This is a genomic window from Paenibacillus sp. GCM10027627 (assembly GCF_042675505.1).
Lineage (GTDB): Bacteria > Bacillota > Bacilli > Paenibacillales > Paenibacillaceae > Pristimantibacillus.
On sequence record NZ_JBHTHB010000002.1, the window covers coordinates 45,355 to 62,917 of the forward strand.

The 17,563-nt window shown below is 41.0% G+C and carries 19 protein-coding genes, 1 tRNA gene and 1 pseudogene; 3 read left to right on the forward strand and 18 right to left on the reverse strand.

The window, feature by feature from the left end; translation table 11 throughout:
• The 5 genes from ACFQZE_RS08230 to ACFQZE_RS08250 form a co-directional block, all read right to left on the reverse strand.
• Positions 1 to 996 (reverse strand): LacI family DNA-binding transcriptional regulator, encoded by a 996-nt coding sequence (locus ACFQZE_RS08230; RefSeq protein WP_379355675.1) that lies wholly within the window; start codon positions 994 to 996, stop codon positions 1 to 3.
• 462 nt (positions 997 to 1,458) lie between these two features.
• The gene (locus ACFQZE_RS08235; protein WP_379355677.1) at positions 1,459 to 1,845 is read right to left on the reverse strand and encodes a BC1872 family protein; all 387 of its coding nucleotides are present in this window, start codon (positions 1,843 to 1,845) and stop codon (positions 1,459 to 1,461) included.
• 1,217 nt (positions 1,846 to 3,062) lie between these two features.
• Complete coding sequence (locus ACFQZE_RS08240; RefSeq protein WP_379355679.1) at positions 3,063 to 3,485, reverse strand: hypothetical protein; 423 nt, start codon at positions 3,483 to 3,485, stop codon at positions 3,063 to 3,065.
• Positions 3,486 to 4,633: 1,148 nt separating this feature from the next.
• Positions 4,634 to 4,706 (reverse strand) — tRNA-Val (locus ACFQZE_RS08245).
• A 75-nt stretch (positions 4,707 to 4,781) separates the two neighbouring features.
• Complete coding sequence (locus ACFQZE_RS08250) at positions 4,782 to 5,000, reverse strand: aspartyl-phosphate phosphatase Spo0E family protein (RefSeq protein WP_379355681.1); 219 nt, start codon at positions 4,998 to 5,000, stop codon at positions 4,782 to 4,784.
• Between the two features lie 301 nt (positions 5,001 to 5,301).
• Between ACFQZE_RS08250 and ACFQZE_RS08255 the strand changes: the two genes are divergently transcribed.
• Positions 5,302 to 5,544: a translation initiation factor 2 gene (locus tag ACFQZE_RS08255; RefSeq protein WP_379355683.1), complete on the forward strand. Its 243-nt coding sequence runs from the start codon at positions 5,302 to 5,304 to the stop codon at positions 5,542 to 5,544.
• 95 nt (positions 5,545 to 5,639) lie between these two features.
• Positions 5,640 to 6,587 (forward strand): S-layer homology domain-containing protein, encoded by a 948-nt coding sequence (locus tag ACFQZE_RS08260; protein WP_379355685.1) that lies wholly within the window; start codon positions 5,640 to 5,642, stop codon positions 6,585 to 6,587.
• 107 nt (positions 6,588 to 6,694) lie between these two features.
• On the opposite strand, the gene ACFQZE_RS08265 is transcribed toward ACFQZE_RS08260, so the two are convergent.
• From ACFQZE_RS08265 to ACFQZE_RS08300, 8 genes and pseudogenes are all read right to left on the reverse strand, one after another.
• Positions 6,695 to 7,390, reverse strand: a complete 696-nt coding sequence (locus ACFQZE_RS08265; RefSeq protein WP_379355687.1) for a uracil-DNA glycosylase — start codon at positions 7,388 to 7,390, stop codon at positions 6,695 to 6,697.
• Positions 7,391 to 7,545: 155 nt separating this feature from the next.
• On the reverse strand, positions 7,546 to 8,334 hold the full coding sequence (locus tag ACFQZE_RS08270) for an N-acetylmuramoyl-L-alanine amidase (protein WP_379355689.1): 789 nt from the start codon (positions 8,332 to 8,334) through the stop codon (positions 7,546 to 7,548).
• The gene (locus ACFQZE_RS08275; RefSeq protein ID WP_379355691.1) at positions 8,318 to 8,761 is read right to left on the reverse strand and encodes a phage holin family protein; all 444 of its coding nucleotides are present in this window, start codon (positions 8,759 to 8,761) and stop codon (positions 8,318 to 8,320) included. The genes ACFQZE_RS08270 and ACFQZE_RS08275 overlap by 17 nt, the downstream gene beginning before the upstream one ends.
• Positions 8,762 to 8,969: 208 nt before the next feature.
• The gene (locus tag ACFQZE_RS08280; RefSeq protein ID WP_379355693.1) at positions 8,970 to 9,506 is read right to left on the reverse strand and encodes a 3'-5' exonuclease; all 537 of its coding nucleotides are present in this window, start codon (positions 9,504 to 9,506) and stop codon (positions 8,970 to 8,972) included.
• Between the two features lie 99 nt (positions 9,507 to 9,605).
• A pseudogene (locus ACFQZE_RS08285) lies at positions 9,606 to 10,160 on the reverse strand (tRNA(His) guanylyltransferase Thg1 family protein).
• A 36-nt stretch (positions 10,161 to 10,196) separates the two neighbouring features.
• The gene (locus ACFQZE_RS08290) at positions 10,197 to 10,976 is read right to left on the reverse strand and encodes an RNA ligase family protein (protein ID WP_379355695.1); all 780 of its coding nucleotides are present in this window, start codon (positions 10,974 to 10,976) and stop codon (positions 10,197 to 10,199) included.
• Positions 10,977 to 11,356: 380 nt separating this feature from the next.
• Positions 11,357 to 11,914, reverse strand: a complete 558-nt coding sequence (locus ACFQZE_RS08295) for an O-acetyl-ADP-ribose deacetylase (protein WP_379355697.1) — start codon at positions 11,912 to 11,914, stop codon at positions 11,357 to 11,359.
• A gap of 84 nt (positions 11,915 to 11,998) precedes the next feature.
• The gene (locus ACFQZE_RS08300; protein ID WP_379355699.1) at positions 11,999 to 12,322 is read right to left on the reverse strand and encodes a pyrophosphohydrolase domain-containing protein; all 324 of its coding nucleotides are present in this window, start codon (positions 12,320 to 12,322) and stop codon (positions 11,999 to 12,001) included.
• A 276-nt stretch (positions 12,323 to 12,598) separates the two neighbouring features.
• Here ACFQZE_RS08300 and ACFQZE_RS08305 point away from each other — a divergent pair, with 276 nt between their 5' ends.
• Positions 12,599 to 13,339 carry a hypothetical protein gene (locus ACFQZE_RS08305; protein WP_379355701.1) on the forward strand — a complete coding sequence of 247 codons (741 nt, stop codon included), beginning with the start codon at positions 12,599 to 12,601 and terminating at the stop codon, positions 13,337 to 13,339.
• Between the two features lie 638 nt (positions 13,340 to 13,977).
• Here the strand turns inward: ACFQZE_RS08305 and ACFQZE_RS08310 are convergent.
• The 5 genes from ACFQZE_RS08310 to ACFQZE_RS08330 form a co-directional block, all read right to left on the reverse strand.
• Positions 13,978 to 14,508, reverse strand: a complete 531-nt coding sequence (locus ACFQZE_RS08310; RefSeq protein ID WP_379355703.1) for a hypothetical protein — start codon at positions 14,506 to 14,508, stop codon at positions 13,978 to 13,980.
• Positions 14,509 to 14,514: 6 nt separating this feature from the next.
• Positions 14,515 to 14,835 (reverse strand): hypothetical protein, encoded by a 321-nt coding sequence (locus ACFQZE_RS08315; RefSeq protein ID WP_379355705.1) that lies wholly within the window; start codon positions 14,833 to 14,835, stop codon positions 14,515 to 14,517.
• 31 nt (positions 14,836 to 14,866) lie between these two features.
• Positions 14,867 to 15,601 (reverse strand): helix-turn-helix domain-containing protein, encoded by a 735-nt coding sequence (locus ACFQZE_RS08320; RefSeq protein ID WP_379355707.1) that lies wholly within the window; start codon positions 15,599 to 15,601, stop codon positions 14,867 to 14,869.
• 143 nt (positions 15,602 to 15,744) lie between these two features.
• Positions 15,745 to 16,542 carry a hypothetical protein gene (locus tag ACFQZE_RS08325; protein ID WP_379355709.1) on the reverse strand — a complete coding sequence of 266 codons (798 nt, stop codon included), beginning with the start codon at positions 16,540 to 16,542 and terminating at the stop codon, positions 15,745 to 15,747.
• A gap of 53 nt (positions 16,543 to 16,595) precedes the next feature.
• Positions 16,596 to 17,036: a hypothetical protein gene (locus ACFQZE_RS08330; protein WP_379355711.1), complete on the reverse strand. Its 441-nt coding sequence runs from the start codon at positions 17,034 to 17,036 to the stop codon at positions 16,596 to 16,598.
• Positions 17,037 to 17,563: the final 527 nt, after the last annotated feature.

Consider the following 17,563-nt stretch of genomic DNA (forward strand, 5'->3'; position numbering starts at 1 on the left):
CTAACTGGCCGGTCGCCCGGTTGACTCTCTGATAATCAACTGCGGGTCCAATTCCACCGTCACATTCCGCTTCGTCGGGTCCTTAATCAGCTTCATTAAAATATCAACGCCCTGCCGGCCGATTTGTTCGAAAGGAAGTTGAATGGTCGTTAAGCTGGGATGAAACTCCGAAGCATAAATCTGGTCATCAAATCCGACAACCGAGACGTCGCGGGGAATACGGATACCTTCATTTTTGAAGGCGTCCATAACGCCAAGCGCCATAAAGTCGTCCGCCGCAAAAACAGCGCTAGGCAGCCGCCCCTCATCGATCCACCTCCGTGCAATACGATAACCCGAAGGAATATCGAATCCTCCCATGACAATATCGAAAGGCGCCAGGCCAGCTTCCTTCAGAGCGGCTAAGTAGCCCCTCTCCCTTTCCCTGCTGCTGAAAAACTTCTCCGGACCGCTCACATGCGCAATATTTGTATGACCGAGATCAATCAAATGTTTCGTCGCATCGTATCCGCCCTTGAAATTGTTCACTAGAACGGAAGGAGCCGACGGATTGCGCTGCTGATTGTCGAGAACAACAAACGGAACCTTCCGTTTCTTCAGTTCCATTATGTATACATCCGCATTGCTTGGCGAAAGCAAAATGACTCCGTCCACCCGATCCTCTTGAAACATGGAACGATGGAAGGAGTCTTCTTCCCCCTCGGTAATCGAAAGCGCTAAAAAGTATTTTTGCTCCGCCAAGCAATCATTAATTTCCTGTACGACCGCATCCAAAACCGTATCATGCAGCGTAGCCAAAGTGAGTCCAATAATGCCGGTTCTTCCGCTTGCCAGACTACGCGCCGAAGCGTTCGGCTGGTAATTCAGCTCCTTCATGGCTTGAAGAACCTTTTCCTTATTTTTCTGTCGCACAGAGGTTGAATGATTGAGAACCCTCGATACCGTTACAACCGATAACCCCGATTTTTTTGCAACATCAAAAATGCTTACCTTCATCAACAAAACGCTCCCGTGAACACTATTTTTACTAAACTAACATATTTTCCGCTAAAATACTACTTACGTTCATAAGGTTTATGGAGGAGCGTCAGCCTTCAATAATAGCTTGTTATTTTCTATAAAAAACAAGTGGGTGATGCCTGCAACTTCGTATCGGTGAGAGCAATTATTGGAGTTGGAATTCACAAAAAAAGTTGACCCATTATGAGTCAACCTTAAGTACGAATTATCGAATATTTCCTATGGAATTTTTAGCGGTATCATGTCTAGTCTTCAAAACATTAGATTCTGCGAATGCAGATCCAGCGAAAACAGCAATTGATAGTGTTAAAACAAAGACAGAACAAGCAATCTTCTTCAAACTACTCACCCCCCTTGAGGGATATTATACCATGAGTGGATCAGGTTAACATTAATGCTCTGACGCAGGCATCGTACCGATTAGCCGCCACAATGGATTCATAGCCTTAACACCGCCAGCAGAGCCGCTTTACAAATGGCCTCAGGGGCAGATTTCGCTTCTGCAATAAACTTATCAACAATGTGGATTTTACCCTCTTCATCAGCCTCAAAGATACTAATTTCAACTATCCAAACGTCATCGTAATAAGGAGACTTTGAGACGCTGATACCTCTCTTTCCTTCATCGATTTTCTCTACCACTTCCCATGCAGCGGATATGTCCTTTGAATATTCATTTACCGCACGGTAAGTTCCATCTGTATCTTTAAACCATGGATAATCGTATAGCCAGTCCACCTCTGTAATTTCCATTACATGTGTGGCTACTAGTCCATTTAACTCTTTCCCCGGTTTCATTGTGTTTAACATGTCTCTAGTAAGCATCTAAGACCCCCTAAACTCGCCTAGTAAAATATCAATTACATTATAAGGGAAATTGATTCATATTACAGCATGTAGCGAAACTTGTTCGCACTGATATTGCGATTGTTTGCAAAAACAGATTGAATGAGCACTCTCCGTTTCCACATCGCAGGGACCATACCGAAGGAACTCGACGACATCCGCATTCTGCTCAATTTTTCCGGGGATCTGCTACTCCTTCACTTTGGTGGAGTTGTAAGTGGTGGGCAAGGTCGAGTTAAACTAGTTAACAGATTTGAGAAATGGAGGTAGATGAAAAACACCAGCTTGCTTGTGAATCAGAACATGTTAATAGTTTTGTCATTAGAACCGAAGAAACATTACTATTCTTTAGAATTAATCCGACTGGTAATAAACAAGAATTTTCAAATGACCACCACATGTGTTGTTACTGAGATTACAAGCCGGAAACGAGTCGCTTGCTGCGGCTCTTTTTCTTTTTTATTCCGTCTTCAATCAACAATAGCTCATGCTATAATTCACACCCCTTTATCCATTCCAAGTGCTGCTTTATTCTAAACTGCTTATGCACGCTTTCCCGGCGCTGCCCGCTATGCCCGCATTTGTAGACGGCATCCACCGTCGGACTTTTCGGCGCCGGCCTATTATTCTTTTGTATCTCTTTTCTGCTACATTTCATATTTGCATCGTCCCTTTGGGGTTTAAGGGTATATTAAAAAAAGCCACCCTATTAAAGTTCACTTGTTCATTCCATCTATTTAGAGCACGTATGAACATACGGCGGATATTAAAGACGTATGAGGAAAAGCACAGAGTCGCGTTAAATCAACGACGCTAAGCACTGACGAAACAGTTACGTATAAGGGGCTCATTTAGCCCTCCCCTCTGCCGATCGGTATTCCCCCTGCTTAGGCACTCGCCTATCGGACTCGCACCCGTGGTTTTTAAATTCTCTCTTTTTAACAAATTCGACCGCTTTTATTGAACGTTTGTTCTAACTCGTGTTATTCCTCCATCCTGCTTAGTTTGTTGAGCTTTCCTGTTGTCGGCGGACAAGAACATGTATCCTTAAAACAAAAAATCCGCGTTTTACGCGACGCCTAACTATCCAAGCTAAAAACGCAGCTTCTCTTTAAGAGAGCTGCGTTTTTATGAAATTGATTAATTACACATCGCATGACAATATGAGTCTTGTCAAACTGTCCGATTTGATCTTATTACCAGTGATAAGGAGTTACGGTTATATTACTCCATGTGCTGCCCGCAGGAAATTCAATAGTGATTTTATAAATTCCTGACTTGAGCGTTTGTTGTCTATAATCAACCCGCAAATCATTCAGACCAAAAGCTTGGCTTTGACCATTTGCAATGACATATGCCTGATCCCCTAGAACGTTATACCACTGTCCATTATAGAGCTGCCAAACTAGCACAGTTACTGGTTGATATGTGCCATATGGCGAAGGTGGGATAGTAGCAATTCCACCCACTGCGAAATCCATGCCACGGTAACTGGTGAAGACATATCCCAAATTTTCTTCATGAATGAGTCCGGACGCAGAAGTCGTAGAGCTGAACGAGAACAGGAGCATCATCGTGGCCATCAGCACCAAAGTCAGTTTTTTCATCGATCTTTTCATTAAAAATCACCATTCCTTAAATTGAATTTTGATTGTTTGCATTATCCATGGAGTCATTAAATTTTCAATACTTCTAAGCCGCTGACCTAACCTCTCCGTTCCTTTCCGGAGGTCGAATCGTTCTCTCGAACAGCAATTAATCAGCATTCTGGTAAGCCTTAGAACCCTCCCCCTTTCAATAGCGATCAACTTGTTAATCCCAATTAAAAAAGGTTGCAAACTGAGCATAGCGTAAACAATGGCAGGAGATAAGTACCAAAAAACATGGTACCTCGTTAACGGTAAGGTCGTTGATTTCCAAAGTATTTTCCATAACACGATTTCGACTGCCTTTAACTCAGAAACGCAAAACCAAGATCCGCTTTGTTTAATAAAGTTGCAGAGCTTTTTGATGTATCGACCGACTACTTGCTTGGTAATGGCGAATGCTCGTCGTAAGGCGATGCACCTATTATGTTTGATGGCGTTCCATTGGATGATGAGGACAAAGAAAAGGTCTTAAGGGTGCCTGAAACTGTTTTTTTGGGATGCTAAGAAAAAGAATAAAAGAAAGCCTATCGATGAATAAGCCGGAGGGGACTTGATGGACGGAATTATTCGCAAACTAACACGTAAACATAAAACGAATGATCCATTTAAAATAGCAAAAGAATTAAAAATTACAATATGTTATCGAGACCTAGGCGATTCAAAAACGTGGTATCTATATAAAAAAGCTTCGCAGAATATATGTAAGAATACATGAAATTGGACATGTACAAATGGACAAAATCACAACAATGCGGATAGTTACTTATTTCAATGATTTAGAAAAGCCAGAAGCACAATGTACTCCTAAAAACGTATAAAAACCATTAACAGAGAAACAGATGCTCATGCAAAAATGATTGAATCAAAAGGAAACCCACGATTTTACGACGAAGAGTCTCAACAAGTGGTTGATGCACTATACAAGGAAACACGTAAATGGCGGCTGCTGATTTTAGGAGCAATGATCGGGGCTTGTAGGAGGGGGAAGCAACTGGTTTGGAGTGGCACAAATGTATACTTTCTTTTCTGTCCCCATTCCGTCCCCAATATTATTTCCAAGGCCTTTGCATGGGGTAATAAAAAGGAAAAAAGCCCTGATTTCTCAGGACTTTTAGGTATGATCTGTAGTGGGCTCGAACCACTGACCCCTACCCTGTCAAGATAGTGCTCTCCCAGCTGAGCTAACAGATCGTGTATGGCGACAAACATTACTTTATCAAAAAACTGGAGCTGAGTCAACCATTATTTCAATAACAATTGAGACATTTATCCAATCATTTGTTTCTGCTCATCTTCTTTTTTGGGCGTACGTCCCCATGTCATGCATTGCTCATAATGCGGGCATTTTCTATATTGGACTAAAGCGTCATCAAGAGCCTGACTAGCCAACAATACCGAGGGATCCGAAAATGAGAGGAATTCGTCAAAGGTAAGCTCCATAATCGTTCTCAGCTTATCAATTTGGTCTCTGCATCGACATTTCAACGTAGCTCCTCCTCTATAAGTCATTTTTGCGGCACCATTCATTTTACTACAAAAAGGGTGCAACAGGAAAACCCACAAATGTAGCTAGAGTGAACATTGAACTCGACCATCCTCTTATGATAGCTCTTATCCTATATATTATTATATTTTTCCAATAATCGCTATCCTGATTTATTTTTTACTGCAAATAAGATTTCTTATGGTTGGCTTATTCCTATAAAGCCCCAGATGAAAACTACTCACTTTAGCGGTTCATTCCGCATAAAATGATGATTATGGTTGCGGAGGATGAAGAGGGCCCATGGAAAACAAAGAAAGCATTTTAAGGGAAATAGAAATCGCTAAGCTTGAATTTATCGGTGCATCCATTGCTACTCTTGGGGATGGCATCATCGCACTCTCTGCCGGCCTAGCGCTAGAATTATTGGAGCATGAATATAACTCCTCCAGCCGGAGCCAAGGGCCCGTTCAACTAGATGCCGCACAAAAGCAGCTTGATTATTTTATTCACGAATTAATAAAACTAAGAAAAAATATAACTTGAAAAAAATTTTCCTCACTTGGAATACCCTGCAACCTATTTGCACACCCTTTCGTCAGAATCATTGCAGCTGCAAAAAAACGAATGAGGTGAGCATAGTGAAAAGAAAATCTTGGTTAACGATAGCTTTATCGATCATCCTTTTATTCACACTGGGCCAATCGGCGATGGCATTTTCCGATGTTTCCGGAAATCCGCATGCCGACAAAATTAATGCTCTGAAAGAAAAAGGCATTCTTGGCGGTTATGCAGGCGACAAGTTTAAACCAGGAGATTCGCTGACTTACGCTTCTGGCATTTCTATCATTGTAAAAGGCCTCGATCTGAACCTGAATCATGTTCGTTTTGTTAAACAGCCAAAAGCTACCGACCACCACCCTAACCTGAAGGACGATGCTTGGTATTCCCAAGCTTTTGTCATCGCTGATTTTTACGGATTGGACATCCCTACAAACGTGAAAGCCAACGACAAACTGACTAAAGAGCAATTTGCCCAACACTTGTTCAAAGCGATCTCGGCTAAAGGCGACTACGCGTTTATCAAAATCTACGTTCCTTTCCAAGATGAGAAGGAAGTAAACGGCGCTTACATGGACAGCATTCAAAAGCTGCTCATCAGCAAAATCGCTGCTTTGGACAGCAAAAACTATTTCTACCCTAAAAAAGCAATCACACGCGGCGAAGCAGCAGCTTGGCTGCATGACGCGATTGAGTTTGTAGAAACAACAAAGCCAATCGAGCCTCAACCGGAATTTCCGTACGAGCAAAAGCTGACGGTTGAAGCCGTCAATAAAGATATTAACAAAGTGACGATTTCGGCTACAGTGCCTCATCCAGGTTACGGCTTGCGTATCGTATCCGTTCAATTCGATGGGACTCAAGCCATTATTCATACGGAACCTGTCCTTCCAGACCCGGACAAAATGTACCCGCAAGTTATTACCGAAATTAAAGTATCTACTTATGTAGATTCTGCCTTTAAACCGGTATTGGCTAAAAGCAGCGACACATCCGTCAGCAGCGAAGGATTCCCTATCAACAATTAACAGCATTCAACAAAAAAAGAGCTCTCCAGTTTTGCACAGCGCTTGGGTTTCTCCCGGGCTATGCGACTGGAGCGGCTCTTTTATTTTGAAGAGAAGCTTCTTATATATTAAAGAAGTACGCCGCCTTTTTCATCAATGGAATGCCACTGAATAGGGGACAGCCCTTGTTGCATCAAAAATTCATTCGATTTCGAAAACGGCTTGCTGCCAAAAAAGCCTTTTCTCGCGGCAAACGGACTAGGATGCGCCGATGCGATGACCAAATGTTTGTTCCGATCAATGCGGCCCGCTTTCTCTTGCGCATAGTTCCCCCATAAAATAAAAACGATCGGCGTTTCTCTTTCGTTAAGCAGCTCGATGATTTTATCGGTAAACCTTTCCCATCCTAACTTCTGATGCGAAGCTGGCTTGCCCTTTTCGACGGTCAATACCGCGTTTAGAAGCAATACCCCTTGCGAGGCCCATGATTCCAAAAAGCCGTGCTCTGGAGAGGAAACGCCGGCATCCTCCTCAAGTTCCTTGTAAATGTTGCGCAGCGAAGGCGGCAGCTTCACTCCTTTTTGCACAGAAAAGCTAAGCCCGTGAGCTTGTCCCTCACCATGGTAAGGGTCCTGCCCCAAAATAACCACTTTGGCATCCTCGTATGCCGTCAGATGAAGCGCATGAAACAGCAGCTCCTTAGGAGGATAAACAGCCTCATGCTCGTATTTTTCATTTAGAAACTTCATTAATTGCTGCATATAGGGCTGCTCGAATTCATCTCGAAGCTTGTCCCGCCAATCATTTTCCGGCAATCTAATCACGTATTATAATCCCCCTTTGAATCTTTGCATTCCTCCCAAATTATATTTTTGATTTGTGAAATGCGCAATGTTCATCCCCGATAAAAAAGAAAACTGCCCTCTTATATCGTTTCGGGCAGTCTATCTCTAGTTTGGAATGCGGCACCGAGCCTACCTCATTTGTCAATATAAATAGTCCGAGTAGACGCATCCCACCGCACGGTGGCGCCAAGCATTTCCGCTAGAGCTCTAACAGGCGCGTAAGCGCTTCCATCTGTTATAAAAGCTCCCTGCAGTTCCTTCCCGTTTACCCACATGTTAACGGAAGCGGCTGTCTTATCCGTAGCGTCACCTGATGGATGGGGATCCTCCGTTTGTTCCTGGGCGTTCTTTGCTCTTAGCCCGCAAACGTCCGCGAGCCCTCGTACAACCGCAGCCGCAACCGTTTTACGATAATCGGTCGATTTAAGCAGGGCCGCTTCCTCGCGGTTCGTCATAAATCCCGCTTCCACCAAAATGGCGGGCATATCCGTTTTGGCGATGACGGTAAAATCCTCCCGTTTGACACCACGATCCTTACGTCCGGTTGCCTCCACCAGCCTCTTTTGCACCGCTTTGGCAAGCACGGACGACGTATCGGAGCATGTTTTTGCAGTAAACGTCTCAATGCCGTTTGCGTCATTCCAACCCGTTCCGGCAGCATTAGCATGGATGGATACATAAATATCCGCTTTCCATTCATTCGCGGATTTTACCCGTTCGTGAAGAGGCACATCACGGGCACCGTCTTCCGCGTGTATATAACACACTTGAACAGCGCCCCCTTCAACCGTCGTATAGACCTTTATTTCTTCATAAATAAGCCGTGCCACTTCACAGTTAAATTGAAACTCACGCATGGAATCGTCGGGACAACGCTTTCCCGCCGTATGTAATCCATGTCCTGCGTCAATCGCTATTTTCACCTTTATTCCCCTTTCGTTTCTGTGGTTCTGATCTCTTCAATACTTCTATCCCCTCGCGAAGCTTATCGGGAAGAGGCAAGCCGCTCCTCCCCAGGTTTTCTATAATGCTTACCAACTCATTGACAATATAGAAATAAACGGAAGATGTCATAATAATAGCATCTAGACCTAGCAAGATGTCTACCCTATGCGCGAGAATAATGACAAGCAGCATGAGGCCTTTTTTGGCATAGCCGACCGAAGCAATAGAAGAACTAAGCCCTCGCCCTTCCGCAAAGGAAGCATGAACCCCTGTGACAATATCTGCACCGATAGCAATCAGCAAAAACGTCAAAGCCTCTGTCCAATGACCGAATGCAAAAGCGACGAACGCACCCACACCTCCTGCGACAACTCCAGCCTCGACATTAATGGAAAACAAGCTCATTCGAACTCCTCCTTTTTTAATTCTGTTAGGAGCCTTTGCTATAATTATCTCAATGAGAAGGGTAACAATAAACCTCTTTTATCCCGTTTAAAAGCAGCAAAGTAGATTCGATTTGCTTAAAAAAAGAGCTCGCTAGTCGTTAAGATTTCCCCTGATCGTTACAGAAGGAAAATCTCAAACTAAAGCGGCTCTCCTTGGAGCATCTATTCTATTGGAACTTTAACTTATCGAATATCTGGATAAATATTTTTGCAATATTTTTGGCATCGTCAATCCCTCTGTGATGAGTCCCTTCGAGAGGCAGCCCCAGCAACCGAAGAGCCTGGTTCATCCCGATGCCGCGCTCGTTACCAATTATTTTCCCATGCTGATGTTTGATGCTGATATGATGCTTTAGCCACTCCGATCCGATCTCATGCAAGGCGCAATCCTTTTTCAATTGCGATTTATCGTAAAAGCCCCATGAACAAAGGAAGTAGCTCCCTTCACCAATCCAATTCCGAAATTCATTGCATGCTTGCGGAAAAGAAGGGGCCTTATCTGTGTCGCTTTGCGTGATGGAGGTTAGTTTTTTGCAAAAGTCGGATAACGCTGGGTTAAGCGTTGGCTTAATAAACGTTTGAAACTCATCTACAATTTCAAGACTGTCGTTTATTTTTAACGCGCCAATCTCAATGATTTCATTTGGTTTAGAGCGATCATTTTCCCAGCAGGTGGCTTCCAGATCAAAAACAATATAGTTCACTTTTACTCCTCCTCCCACTAAAGATTATCCATTTTCGTGACGACAAATTGGTCATTTAATATCGTTATTATTCGACCTTTTGAGGATAAACGAATTGGTTTAATCTCGATTTTGCGAGAAGATGGGAATGTCTAGATCAACATCCCACTTTGACCGCAACGCCTCGCCTTTGTAATAGGTTTGTTTAGTTATACAAGCGCCTCGTTTCTGCTAAGTAGGGAGATTGTTCCAATTTATTCCCTGCTCTGTAAAGAGCTTATCTTGAAGCTTTTTCCCGTTTAGTCCTTGCAATTGATGATGCGGGAAGTTAGCATGGGCAACCATTGAAATGCTGTTTTTAGTTGCATCCTGCTGCCTCCACAAAAAGTAGTTGGCCACTTCATCATGCGGCAATACCCACGCCCTGCTGTCGAATACAGCTAAGTTGTCAGCTTGTCATCATTCGTAAGCAATAACGAAATTTCGTCGCTTTGATGGTAGACCAGCTTGCAACCCATAATGTTTTCCGCGAGATACTTCGACGTCTCCTATAGAGCATGAGTTAACCCTTCATCAAAAGGTTTCTGAAGCCCTTGCGTAAAAGTGTGAAAATGGCAGCCGTCGATTCTAATCATAACGGACCTTCATCCTATTTCCAAAATCGTCGTTTTTCATATGCATCCCCTCACTCGCCATAGTTGTTATAGTGATTTATTTTCTAAAGGTTCTTTCGTAATCCTCGAAACGAATCTTTCTAATTTGCCTTCTATCCACTGTGCGCACAATGACGCCCTCCGACTTGCCATTTGCGTCGATTCCAACTTTCGTGCGCTCGAACTGCTTTAAAAAGTTGAAAGTGTCTTCTAATGTTCTAGGGAAATCGGCTCCGCTGATTTCATGTAGAAGAGGAGCGTACTCAAGCTCATTGTCCTGTACAAATTTTAGCTTCGCTTCCTCGTTGTAAAATGGCTGCTTCCCATGTTCTCTCCATTCCGCAATCTTTTCGGCTGGCAAAGAGAGCAGCTCGTCTAGCTCAGACTCCGATAAGGAAAAAACATCAAAAACTCTGTAGGATTGAATTTTGTTGTCGGTATAGTTTTTTGCGGCTTTTGTTTTCCCGCCATACGACTCTTGGTATACAACGGTTAAAGCCCAATCGCCTGCCGGGAAGTTATTTTCGACAAACTTTTCTGCAATTGGCTTTAAAAACTCGGCGATATTCCCGTATGGATTCCCAATCCGGTCACCTTTGGCATATAACAATTCTTCTCGCGAGCCCATTACGTAATCGATTTCGCCAGATTCATTTTTGAAAAAGACAATACGCGCATTTTCTCCATCCACTTTTTCATAAACATATAATTGATCAGATTCCTTAAAGTACCCACGATCTTCTGCCAGCTCCTCCGTCAGTCTGCCTCTTTCCCCCAGCTTGTGGTAGGTCAAAATGCTAGGGTACTTCGTTAGTGAGTTTAGTTTTTTGAGATCCATATTTGTTCCTCCTCTATGATGAATGCTATACATTTTCATTGCAGGTTGAAAATATTTAAAGTTTTGAAACCATCCTTGAACTTTAGAAAATAATTCGATAGCGAACGAGAAGCTTTTTTAAACCCTTGTAAAAGAATAGTTTAATATTAAGTCCTATGGATTAATTTTACAATTGATAATTTAGATATTAATTGATTTAAAGAAAAAATTACTTCCTTTTTTCATGAAATGATTAAATTGATATTATTAAACTAAAAAAGCCTCCATTCACGCATTAATCGTAATGAAACGATACAACGCGAATGTGAGGCGATGAACATTAAGGAGCTTCATTTCAGAGCTTTATTTCAAATCTCTATAGATTTTTCAATTCCCCTTTCTTACTTCATTTGTTCCGACAATGACTTTAACTTCTCTATGTAAATTTCATAGTTTTCACGATCAAAGCAAACAAATTGTATTCTACTAATGGCAGCCGCGTTTTTCTCTACAAAGTCTGCAACAGCAGCCACTGCCACTTCAGCCGCCTTGTCCTTTGGGTAGCCATAGATGCCCGTGCTGATATTGGGAAAAGCTATCGTTTGAATTCCATTTTCAACAGCGAGATGAAGTGTGTTTCTATAACAGTTGCTTAATTTCTCGGGCTCATCCTTATTTCCGCCGTTCCATACCGGCCCAACAGTGTGAATGACATACTTGGCATGAAGTTTTCCGCCAGTTGTGATTACTGCGTTCCCTATCTTGCAGTTGCCTTGGGCGTTTCTAATCCGAATGCACTGATCCAGGATTTCCTTCCCTCCCGCCCGGTGAATAGCTCCATCGACGCCACCCCCTCCAAGCAAACTTGTGTTGGCCGCGTTCACGATACATTCTAATTGCGATTTTGTTATATCTCCTTGGATTACTTCGATTGTTGTTGTATTTAATATCATTTCCATAAAATAAAGAACTCCTTCCGCAGCTTTCGTGACTTCCGTGTACCTTTTTATTGCGAATTTCTTGTCCCTCGTGATGAGAACAACTTACTCATAGCTAGTTAGCAGCATAATTCTCTTCTCAAATCCACCTCGTTCAACACGCTTGCTTAAACGAATCTTTTCTAAATCCTCAACTGCTACTCCTTTGCTTTCGGCAATACTATATACCACCTCTAATAGATCCGCTAATTCTTCCATCTGCTCATTTACGTTTTTTGCCTCAAAAAACTCCTTTAGTTCTTCTTGCAACTTCGAGTTTAATGCAGCTCCGTATTCTGCCTCATCAAGAATTCTAATGTCACATTGCTTTCCATTTCTCTCTATAATCTGTGGGATCTTATCACGTACAAGCTTGTTATATATCTTCAAACCTTATCCCCCTTATTACTTTTGTTACTTATGACCTCTCAAAAAGGAATGCTTTCGAAGTGCCGCTTAAAAGATGTACTAATCTATTTGAAGTGCCTGAGCTTGGAATTGCTATCAAATTTTTAACAAGAATACAACTGACATCGAAAATAGACGAGAAACACATGCTTACTTTTTCAATTTCGAAAATCAGACAATTAATCCCACTCCATCTTACAAGCATCTCCATAAATAGGTATAATGATCTATGTAGTGCAATCTTATGGAGGTGTATTAATGGAGGCGCTAACTTCACTTTTATCAATCATTGGAGTACCAGCAAGTATTATCTCACTGCTTTTATTTTTATTGAAATTTAAACCTGTAACTCTCTACTCATCAAGTCCAATTGAAAAGGTGATAATGACAAAAGAAAGGAGACTTACAGTAAGAGCATTACAATATTTTGTACACGTATTTATATCTACATTAATGCTTGCATTTATGACTCTCGCATTTCATTACTCAAAGATAAATTATAACAAACTAATAGCGGTCATCTGTTTAATTATTCTTTCACTTTTCTTCTTATTTTTCACAATAAGTAATTTAATCGATAAAAGTTATACTACTTCTAATCTCGTATCTAAAAATATTCTTATCTACTTATCTTTAATATATATAACAAGTTGCTATATTTTAATTTCTTATTATTCGGGTACTACAATTTCAAAAGTAATTTTAAATAATTCCACTGTTTATATACTAACATCAATCGTTTTATCATTAATCTTTTCAGTAAGTATACTAATTCCAGCTACATATCATGTAATCAAGTTCTTTAACTCCAGATTCGGTGAACTTCCTGCACTATACGTGGCTGATGGAGTAAAGAAATGGTTCTTATATCATCCAATTGAAAACGATTTGATACTTTTAGGTGACTCCCCTTCAATCGATGATTGTAAAGAGTACATCATTAAAAATAGAATTGACATATTAAACTCCAGCATTTGTGTTTTTAATAACGAAAAATAAATTACCCTCCGCGTAATTAAAATATAGGGTATAAAGGGGACGTCTGTAAAAACTTCTTAATAATACATCTCCCCCCTTTGCTATTATATAATTTTTTTGTTTATTAGTTACGATAAAAAAAGACCATATAATTCGTAATATTCGGATCAAATTGAATATTACGAATTATATGGTCTTTTTTATGCTTCCATTACTTCTCGATCGCAGAAGATTTTTCATTTCACTGAATATATATCGCCCACTTATTTTTAACTTTCTTTAATGAACTATGGGCTTATAGAAAATAGTACATAGGATGAGAATCGATCAGGTTCACCGCAGAATTTTAAGTTCTTTAGCGTCTTGCCAGCCCCGCAAAAACCGCGTGGATACTAGATTTCGCACAATCTATACTGCTTTAACTTTAAAGGATTCGTAACTACCAATGAATCTAGAATCCTGTGTAGCTACATTAATTATATCCAACAATGAACAAGAACGAAAGTTCGCTTTTAATGCCTGTCCGAGGATCACGCTACGTGTCTTTCTACGGGTACATTAGCACCTGCGGGAGTAGTCATAGCGACCATTAATTCTGTAAATCGATTTGACCAATATCAGTTAATTGAATTCAGGTTGCACTTCTTCTAAAATAGTATCTAGCTTATTATCCATCTACTCTCCCTACGCATTATTGTTTTTAAATGCTCTACATCGTGCTCAAAAGTCTTGTGTAGCTCTGATAAGTCATATTGATCTAGATATGAAACTATGCTTTCTAGCGTTGCAATTCGCATCATATGCGAAATATCTCCAATAGCACCAATATCAGATAACACCCTTCGTTGCTTTTCCAACTCCACCATTCTTTCAATAACTTCCTTAAAACCTCTTAAAGATTTTTCAATTTTATATTCGAATGGCCTTTTAAGATCAACATTAACCAGCTCTTCTTTATATTCTTGATGTGTTTTATTTCGCATTTGCTCGGCTAAATCCGCTCTCCTTTGATCAGGACCAAGGCGAAACTTAGTTCTCCAGACTATGAATGTTTCTTTGGGTACTCCGAGTTTAGTTGAGCCATCCCATTGATCCATGCCGCATTCTACAATGAGTTCATGCATTATAACTTTAAGGGGCTTCCCATATTTCTTTTCTACTTCTACTTGATATTCTTTATTTGTCTTCATACACATTCATCCTTTCACGAGTTTTTGTAGTTTATATAAGGCTGACTTCGTACAGTTAGCAACAAATGCTTCCACATCTGCTACTGCCTCCTTATTAAACTCCAATGTTTGTAATGCAATGACTGCGTTCCCCTTTCGGACATCAGCTAGCTCAATACTCCCCCTCATAATCCTATGATATTCGGTTCTACCATCTTCATAAAGCAATACTCGATGAACAAAGTCGCCTGGATAGTATGTCAAACATTGATGATACATCGTTCGAATGTTATTTTCTGTAATCGTGCTTTGTAGCGCCTTACTGGCTGCTGAAGCATAAAAAACCATCCTGTCCTCTCCTTAAACCGGCTTCCTGTCATTAACTAAATGAGAACTCCTCAACGCGCACAACACCGCTACTAATAAGCGCTAACTCCAGCTTTTCTCTATCCTGAATAGGTAACGCAACTTTCATTCTATTGCTCTGTCCTGGATATCCCAAGATACCCTCAAACTGATTTTTCACTTCCTTATTCTGAAAGATATAAATGCAATCGTATCCATTAAGATAAGGAAACGAATCCGATAACATTGTAGGAAGCCTCTCCCAGTGGTAAGAAGCAGCCCTAAACCCTCTTGCAGGTTTAGGCGCGATGGAGGGAATAAGCCAGTCCCTACCTACTTTTTTTGCTGTCCGTAGTTTTCCCCTGCGAATCCATTGACGAACCGTTATATCAGATACATTGTTAATCTTAGCAAACTGTTCTACTTTCAAATAATCACATTTCACACTTAACAAGGTAAACTCCTCTGTAGATGTAGAAGACTCTAGCTCCCCATTATCATCTAGGTTAAACTCATCACAGTAATAAAGCCTAAGATCTATACCATCATTGGTCTGTGCGTAGTCATAATACCACCAATCATCCGTTAATTTTGGGAGACTGCAGCTATCAAGTGCCCGTTGAAACCTTTCACATAAGTCATACATTATTTTGCTATATGACTCTTCAGTGTCTGATGCATATTGCTCAATGTACTTTTGAAAATCTCTTTGAACATCCGCTTTGTTATGACAATACCATTCCTTAAATAGCTCTAAACTCCCTCTCATCCACTCACCTCAAAATTGTATTGTTTCTATACATTATCTTATTCACAACAATAATGTATTGCATTAATACAATTGAGTCAAGAGGATATCTCTCTTAAACAACAACAGCCGTGAACTTACCTCTACGCCACCTTCCACCCTCGTTACTTTCTTTTGGTTACAAACAGTGATGAGAAGTACTCTTTGAGTAGTATCTGATGCTCCTGCAAAAATAAAGTACAAAAAGGATTCTTTTCTTCAAATGGAGTTCCTTTCATGACAGCAACAGAAAAGCAATCTGCAAAAACCTCAACTAACACTTCCTCTGGACAAGATTTAAACATCCCTCTCGTGACTTTCTTGAAGGAGTCTGGTACGGCTGTTAAATTCCTTGTTGTATAAAGTTGAAATACATGACCCAGCTCGTGCATGAATACATATTCTGGGTGTTCTCCGTTATTTATATCGCACTTATAAATAACTACCAAATTAAGATGTGGAAAGTAGCCCGCATTCATGCTTGTGTTTCCATATGGTACAAAATAGAATCTTAGTGGTATGCCATTATGATTACGGGCTAGGAACCTGCTAGCTTCCAACTGTTGAAGTACCTGAAGCAAATTCTGAGCAACAGTCATTTTTAACATCGGTCTCTTTGAATGACTGAGATCAGCTAAATCTTGCAAGAGATCTTTCAATAATGCTGCCTGCTCCTCATAATCACGAACAGTTACATATAAAGATAGAAATTCTGAAACAAAACAAGACAATCCCCTTTTTGGGCCCACCATCATAAATGGAGTTGCTACGCTAATCTTAAAATCAATCAGATATTGTCGAAATATTCTGTAATACGAGATGTTACTCTGCTTATTTTCTGATCTGTTAATAAGAAGTGAGATGAGTTCCATCTGGGATTGTAGTGTACCCTCCCGCAACAGATCATGAATTTTGTTATCCATCAGAGACTCCAGTTTAATTTATTATAATTCTCATAGATATTCCCCAGGTCAGTTTAGCTTTTCTGTGCTTTCTTTCGATCCCACTCCATCCCTGGAATAGCTGCTGTTAGGATAGACACCACCCAGAGCAGTTCGCAAGTATCCATTATAAGCTGAGATAGAGGCAACTTAACAAACTGCCGTTGCCGTGCAGCTAGTACTCCCACGTAGTTCTCTCCAACAAATTCACCTAACTCTGGGATCCCTGATAACAATTTAGCAGTCAGAATAGTATTAATCCGTTCACGTTCCCCATATGCCTCTTCTAACGTTAGATGAAACTCTCTCCAATCGATATCTACCCCTGAAATATAGAGTGTATCTGCCTCACGCTTCGCTACCCATTGTTCTCCGTGTTCATTCTCAAAATACCAAAAACTATGATCCTGTTCTCCAAGTGCCCACAATGGAACGTTATCCTTTTGTAGCCTGAGTTTTACATTGGATGCTGTCATTTTAAACCCTCCTCTTTTATTATAGTGAATCATTTATAACCATAGTTATGCAGACTCCGTATCCTCAAACAAAACCTCTTGATAGGGTTCATTCAGCACCTTTGAAACGATCGTAAAGTCGGTATAACCCTTATACCGATCGTCAGTTACTCCCTGACTCGCATCAATAGCTGATTGGCTGTATTTACCAACTGACCGAAGGTAGTCGCCTCAATGCGCCCCCTCTCAGGATTGCCTCCAACCTTACGGATCCAAGTTATTTTGGGATCAATCTCATGCCCCACAACAAACGCGTTAATGCTTGGCGTACCGCTTAAATATCAAGAATTCAAGAAGATATTCCACATAGAGTCCTACTTGATCCATCTCACTACGCCCTGCAAAGCCTCATCGCTTCAGTTCGATAATTAGTATTCGCTTCATCTTCAACAAAGGGCTGTCATCATCGAACTCTTCTGAACAAATAGCAGATAGTGTGGCATTCTTCACGATGATAATGTCAGGACGATTACGCGCATTGTAACCAA

Excerpts from the sequence above, each read along its gene's own strand:
- ACFQZE_RS08325 (WP_379355709.1), bottom strand. The coding sequence starts at position 16,542 with ATGGATAACAAAATTCATGATCTGTTGCGGGAGGGTACACTACAATCC.
- ACFQZE_RS08295 (WP_379355697.1), bottom strand. The coding sequence starts at position 11,914 with ATGGAAATGATATTAAATACAACAACAATCGAAGTAATCCAAGGAGAT.
- ACFQZE_RS08330 (WP_379355711.1), bottom strand. The coding sequence starts at position 17,036 with ATGACAGCATCCAATGTAAAACTCAGGCTACAAAAGGATAACGTTCCA.
- ACFQZE_RS08230 (WP_379355675.1), bottom strand. The coding sequence starts at position 996 with ATGAAGGTAAGCATTTTTGATGTTGCAAAAAAATCGGGGTTATCGGTT.
- ACFQZE_RS08305 (WP_379355701.1), top strand. The coding sequence starts at position 12,599 with ATGGAGGCGCTAACTTCACTTTTATCAATCATTGGAGTACCAGCAAGT.
- ACFQZE_RS08310 (WP_379355703.1), bottom strand. The coding sequence starts at position 14,508 with ATGAAGACAAATAAAGAATATCAAGTAGAAGTAGAAAAGAAATATGGG.
- ACFQZE_RS08240 (WP_379355679.1), bottom strand. The coding sequence starts at position 3,485 with ATGAAAAGATCGATGAAAAAACTGACTTTGGTGCTGATGGCCACGATG.
- ACFQZE_RS08235 (WP_379355677.1), bottom strand. The coding sequence starts at position 1,845 with ATGCTTACTAGAGACATGTTAAACACAATGAAACCGGGGAAAGAGTTA.
- ACFQZE_RS08315 (WP_379355705.1), bottom strand. The coding sequence starts at position 14,835 with ATGGTTTTTTATGCTTCAGCAGCCAGTAAGGCGCTACAAAGCACGATT.
- ACFQZE_RS08275 (WP_379355691.1), bottom strand. The coding sequence starts at position 8,761 with ATGAGCTTGTTTTCCATTAATGTCGAGGCTGGAGTTGTCGCAGGAGGT.
- ACFQZE_RS08290 (WP_379355695.1), bottom strand. The coding sequence starts at position 10,976 with ATGGATCTCAAAAAACTAAACTCACTAACGAAGTACCCTAGCATTTTG.
- ACFQZE_RS08255 (WP_379355683.1), top strand. The coding sequence starts at position 5,302 with ATGGAAAACAAAGAAAGCATTTTAAGGGAAATAGAAATCGCTAAGCTT.
- ACFQZE_RS08320 (WP_379355707.1), bottom strand. The coding sequence starts at position 15,601 with ATGAGAGGGAGTTTAGAGCTATTTAAGGAATGGTATTGTCATAACAAA.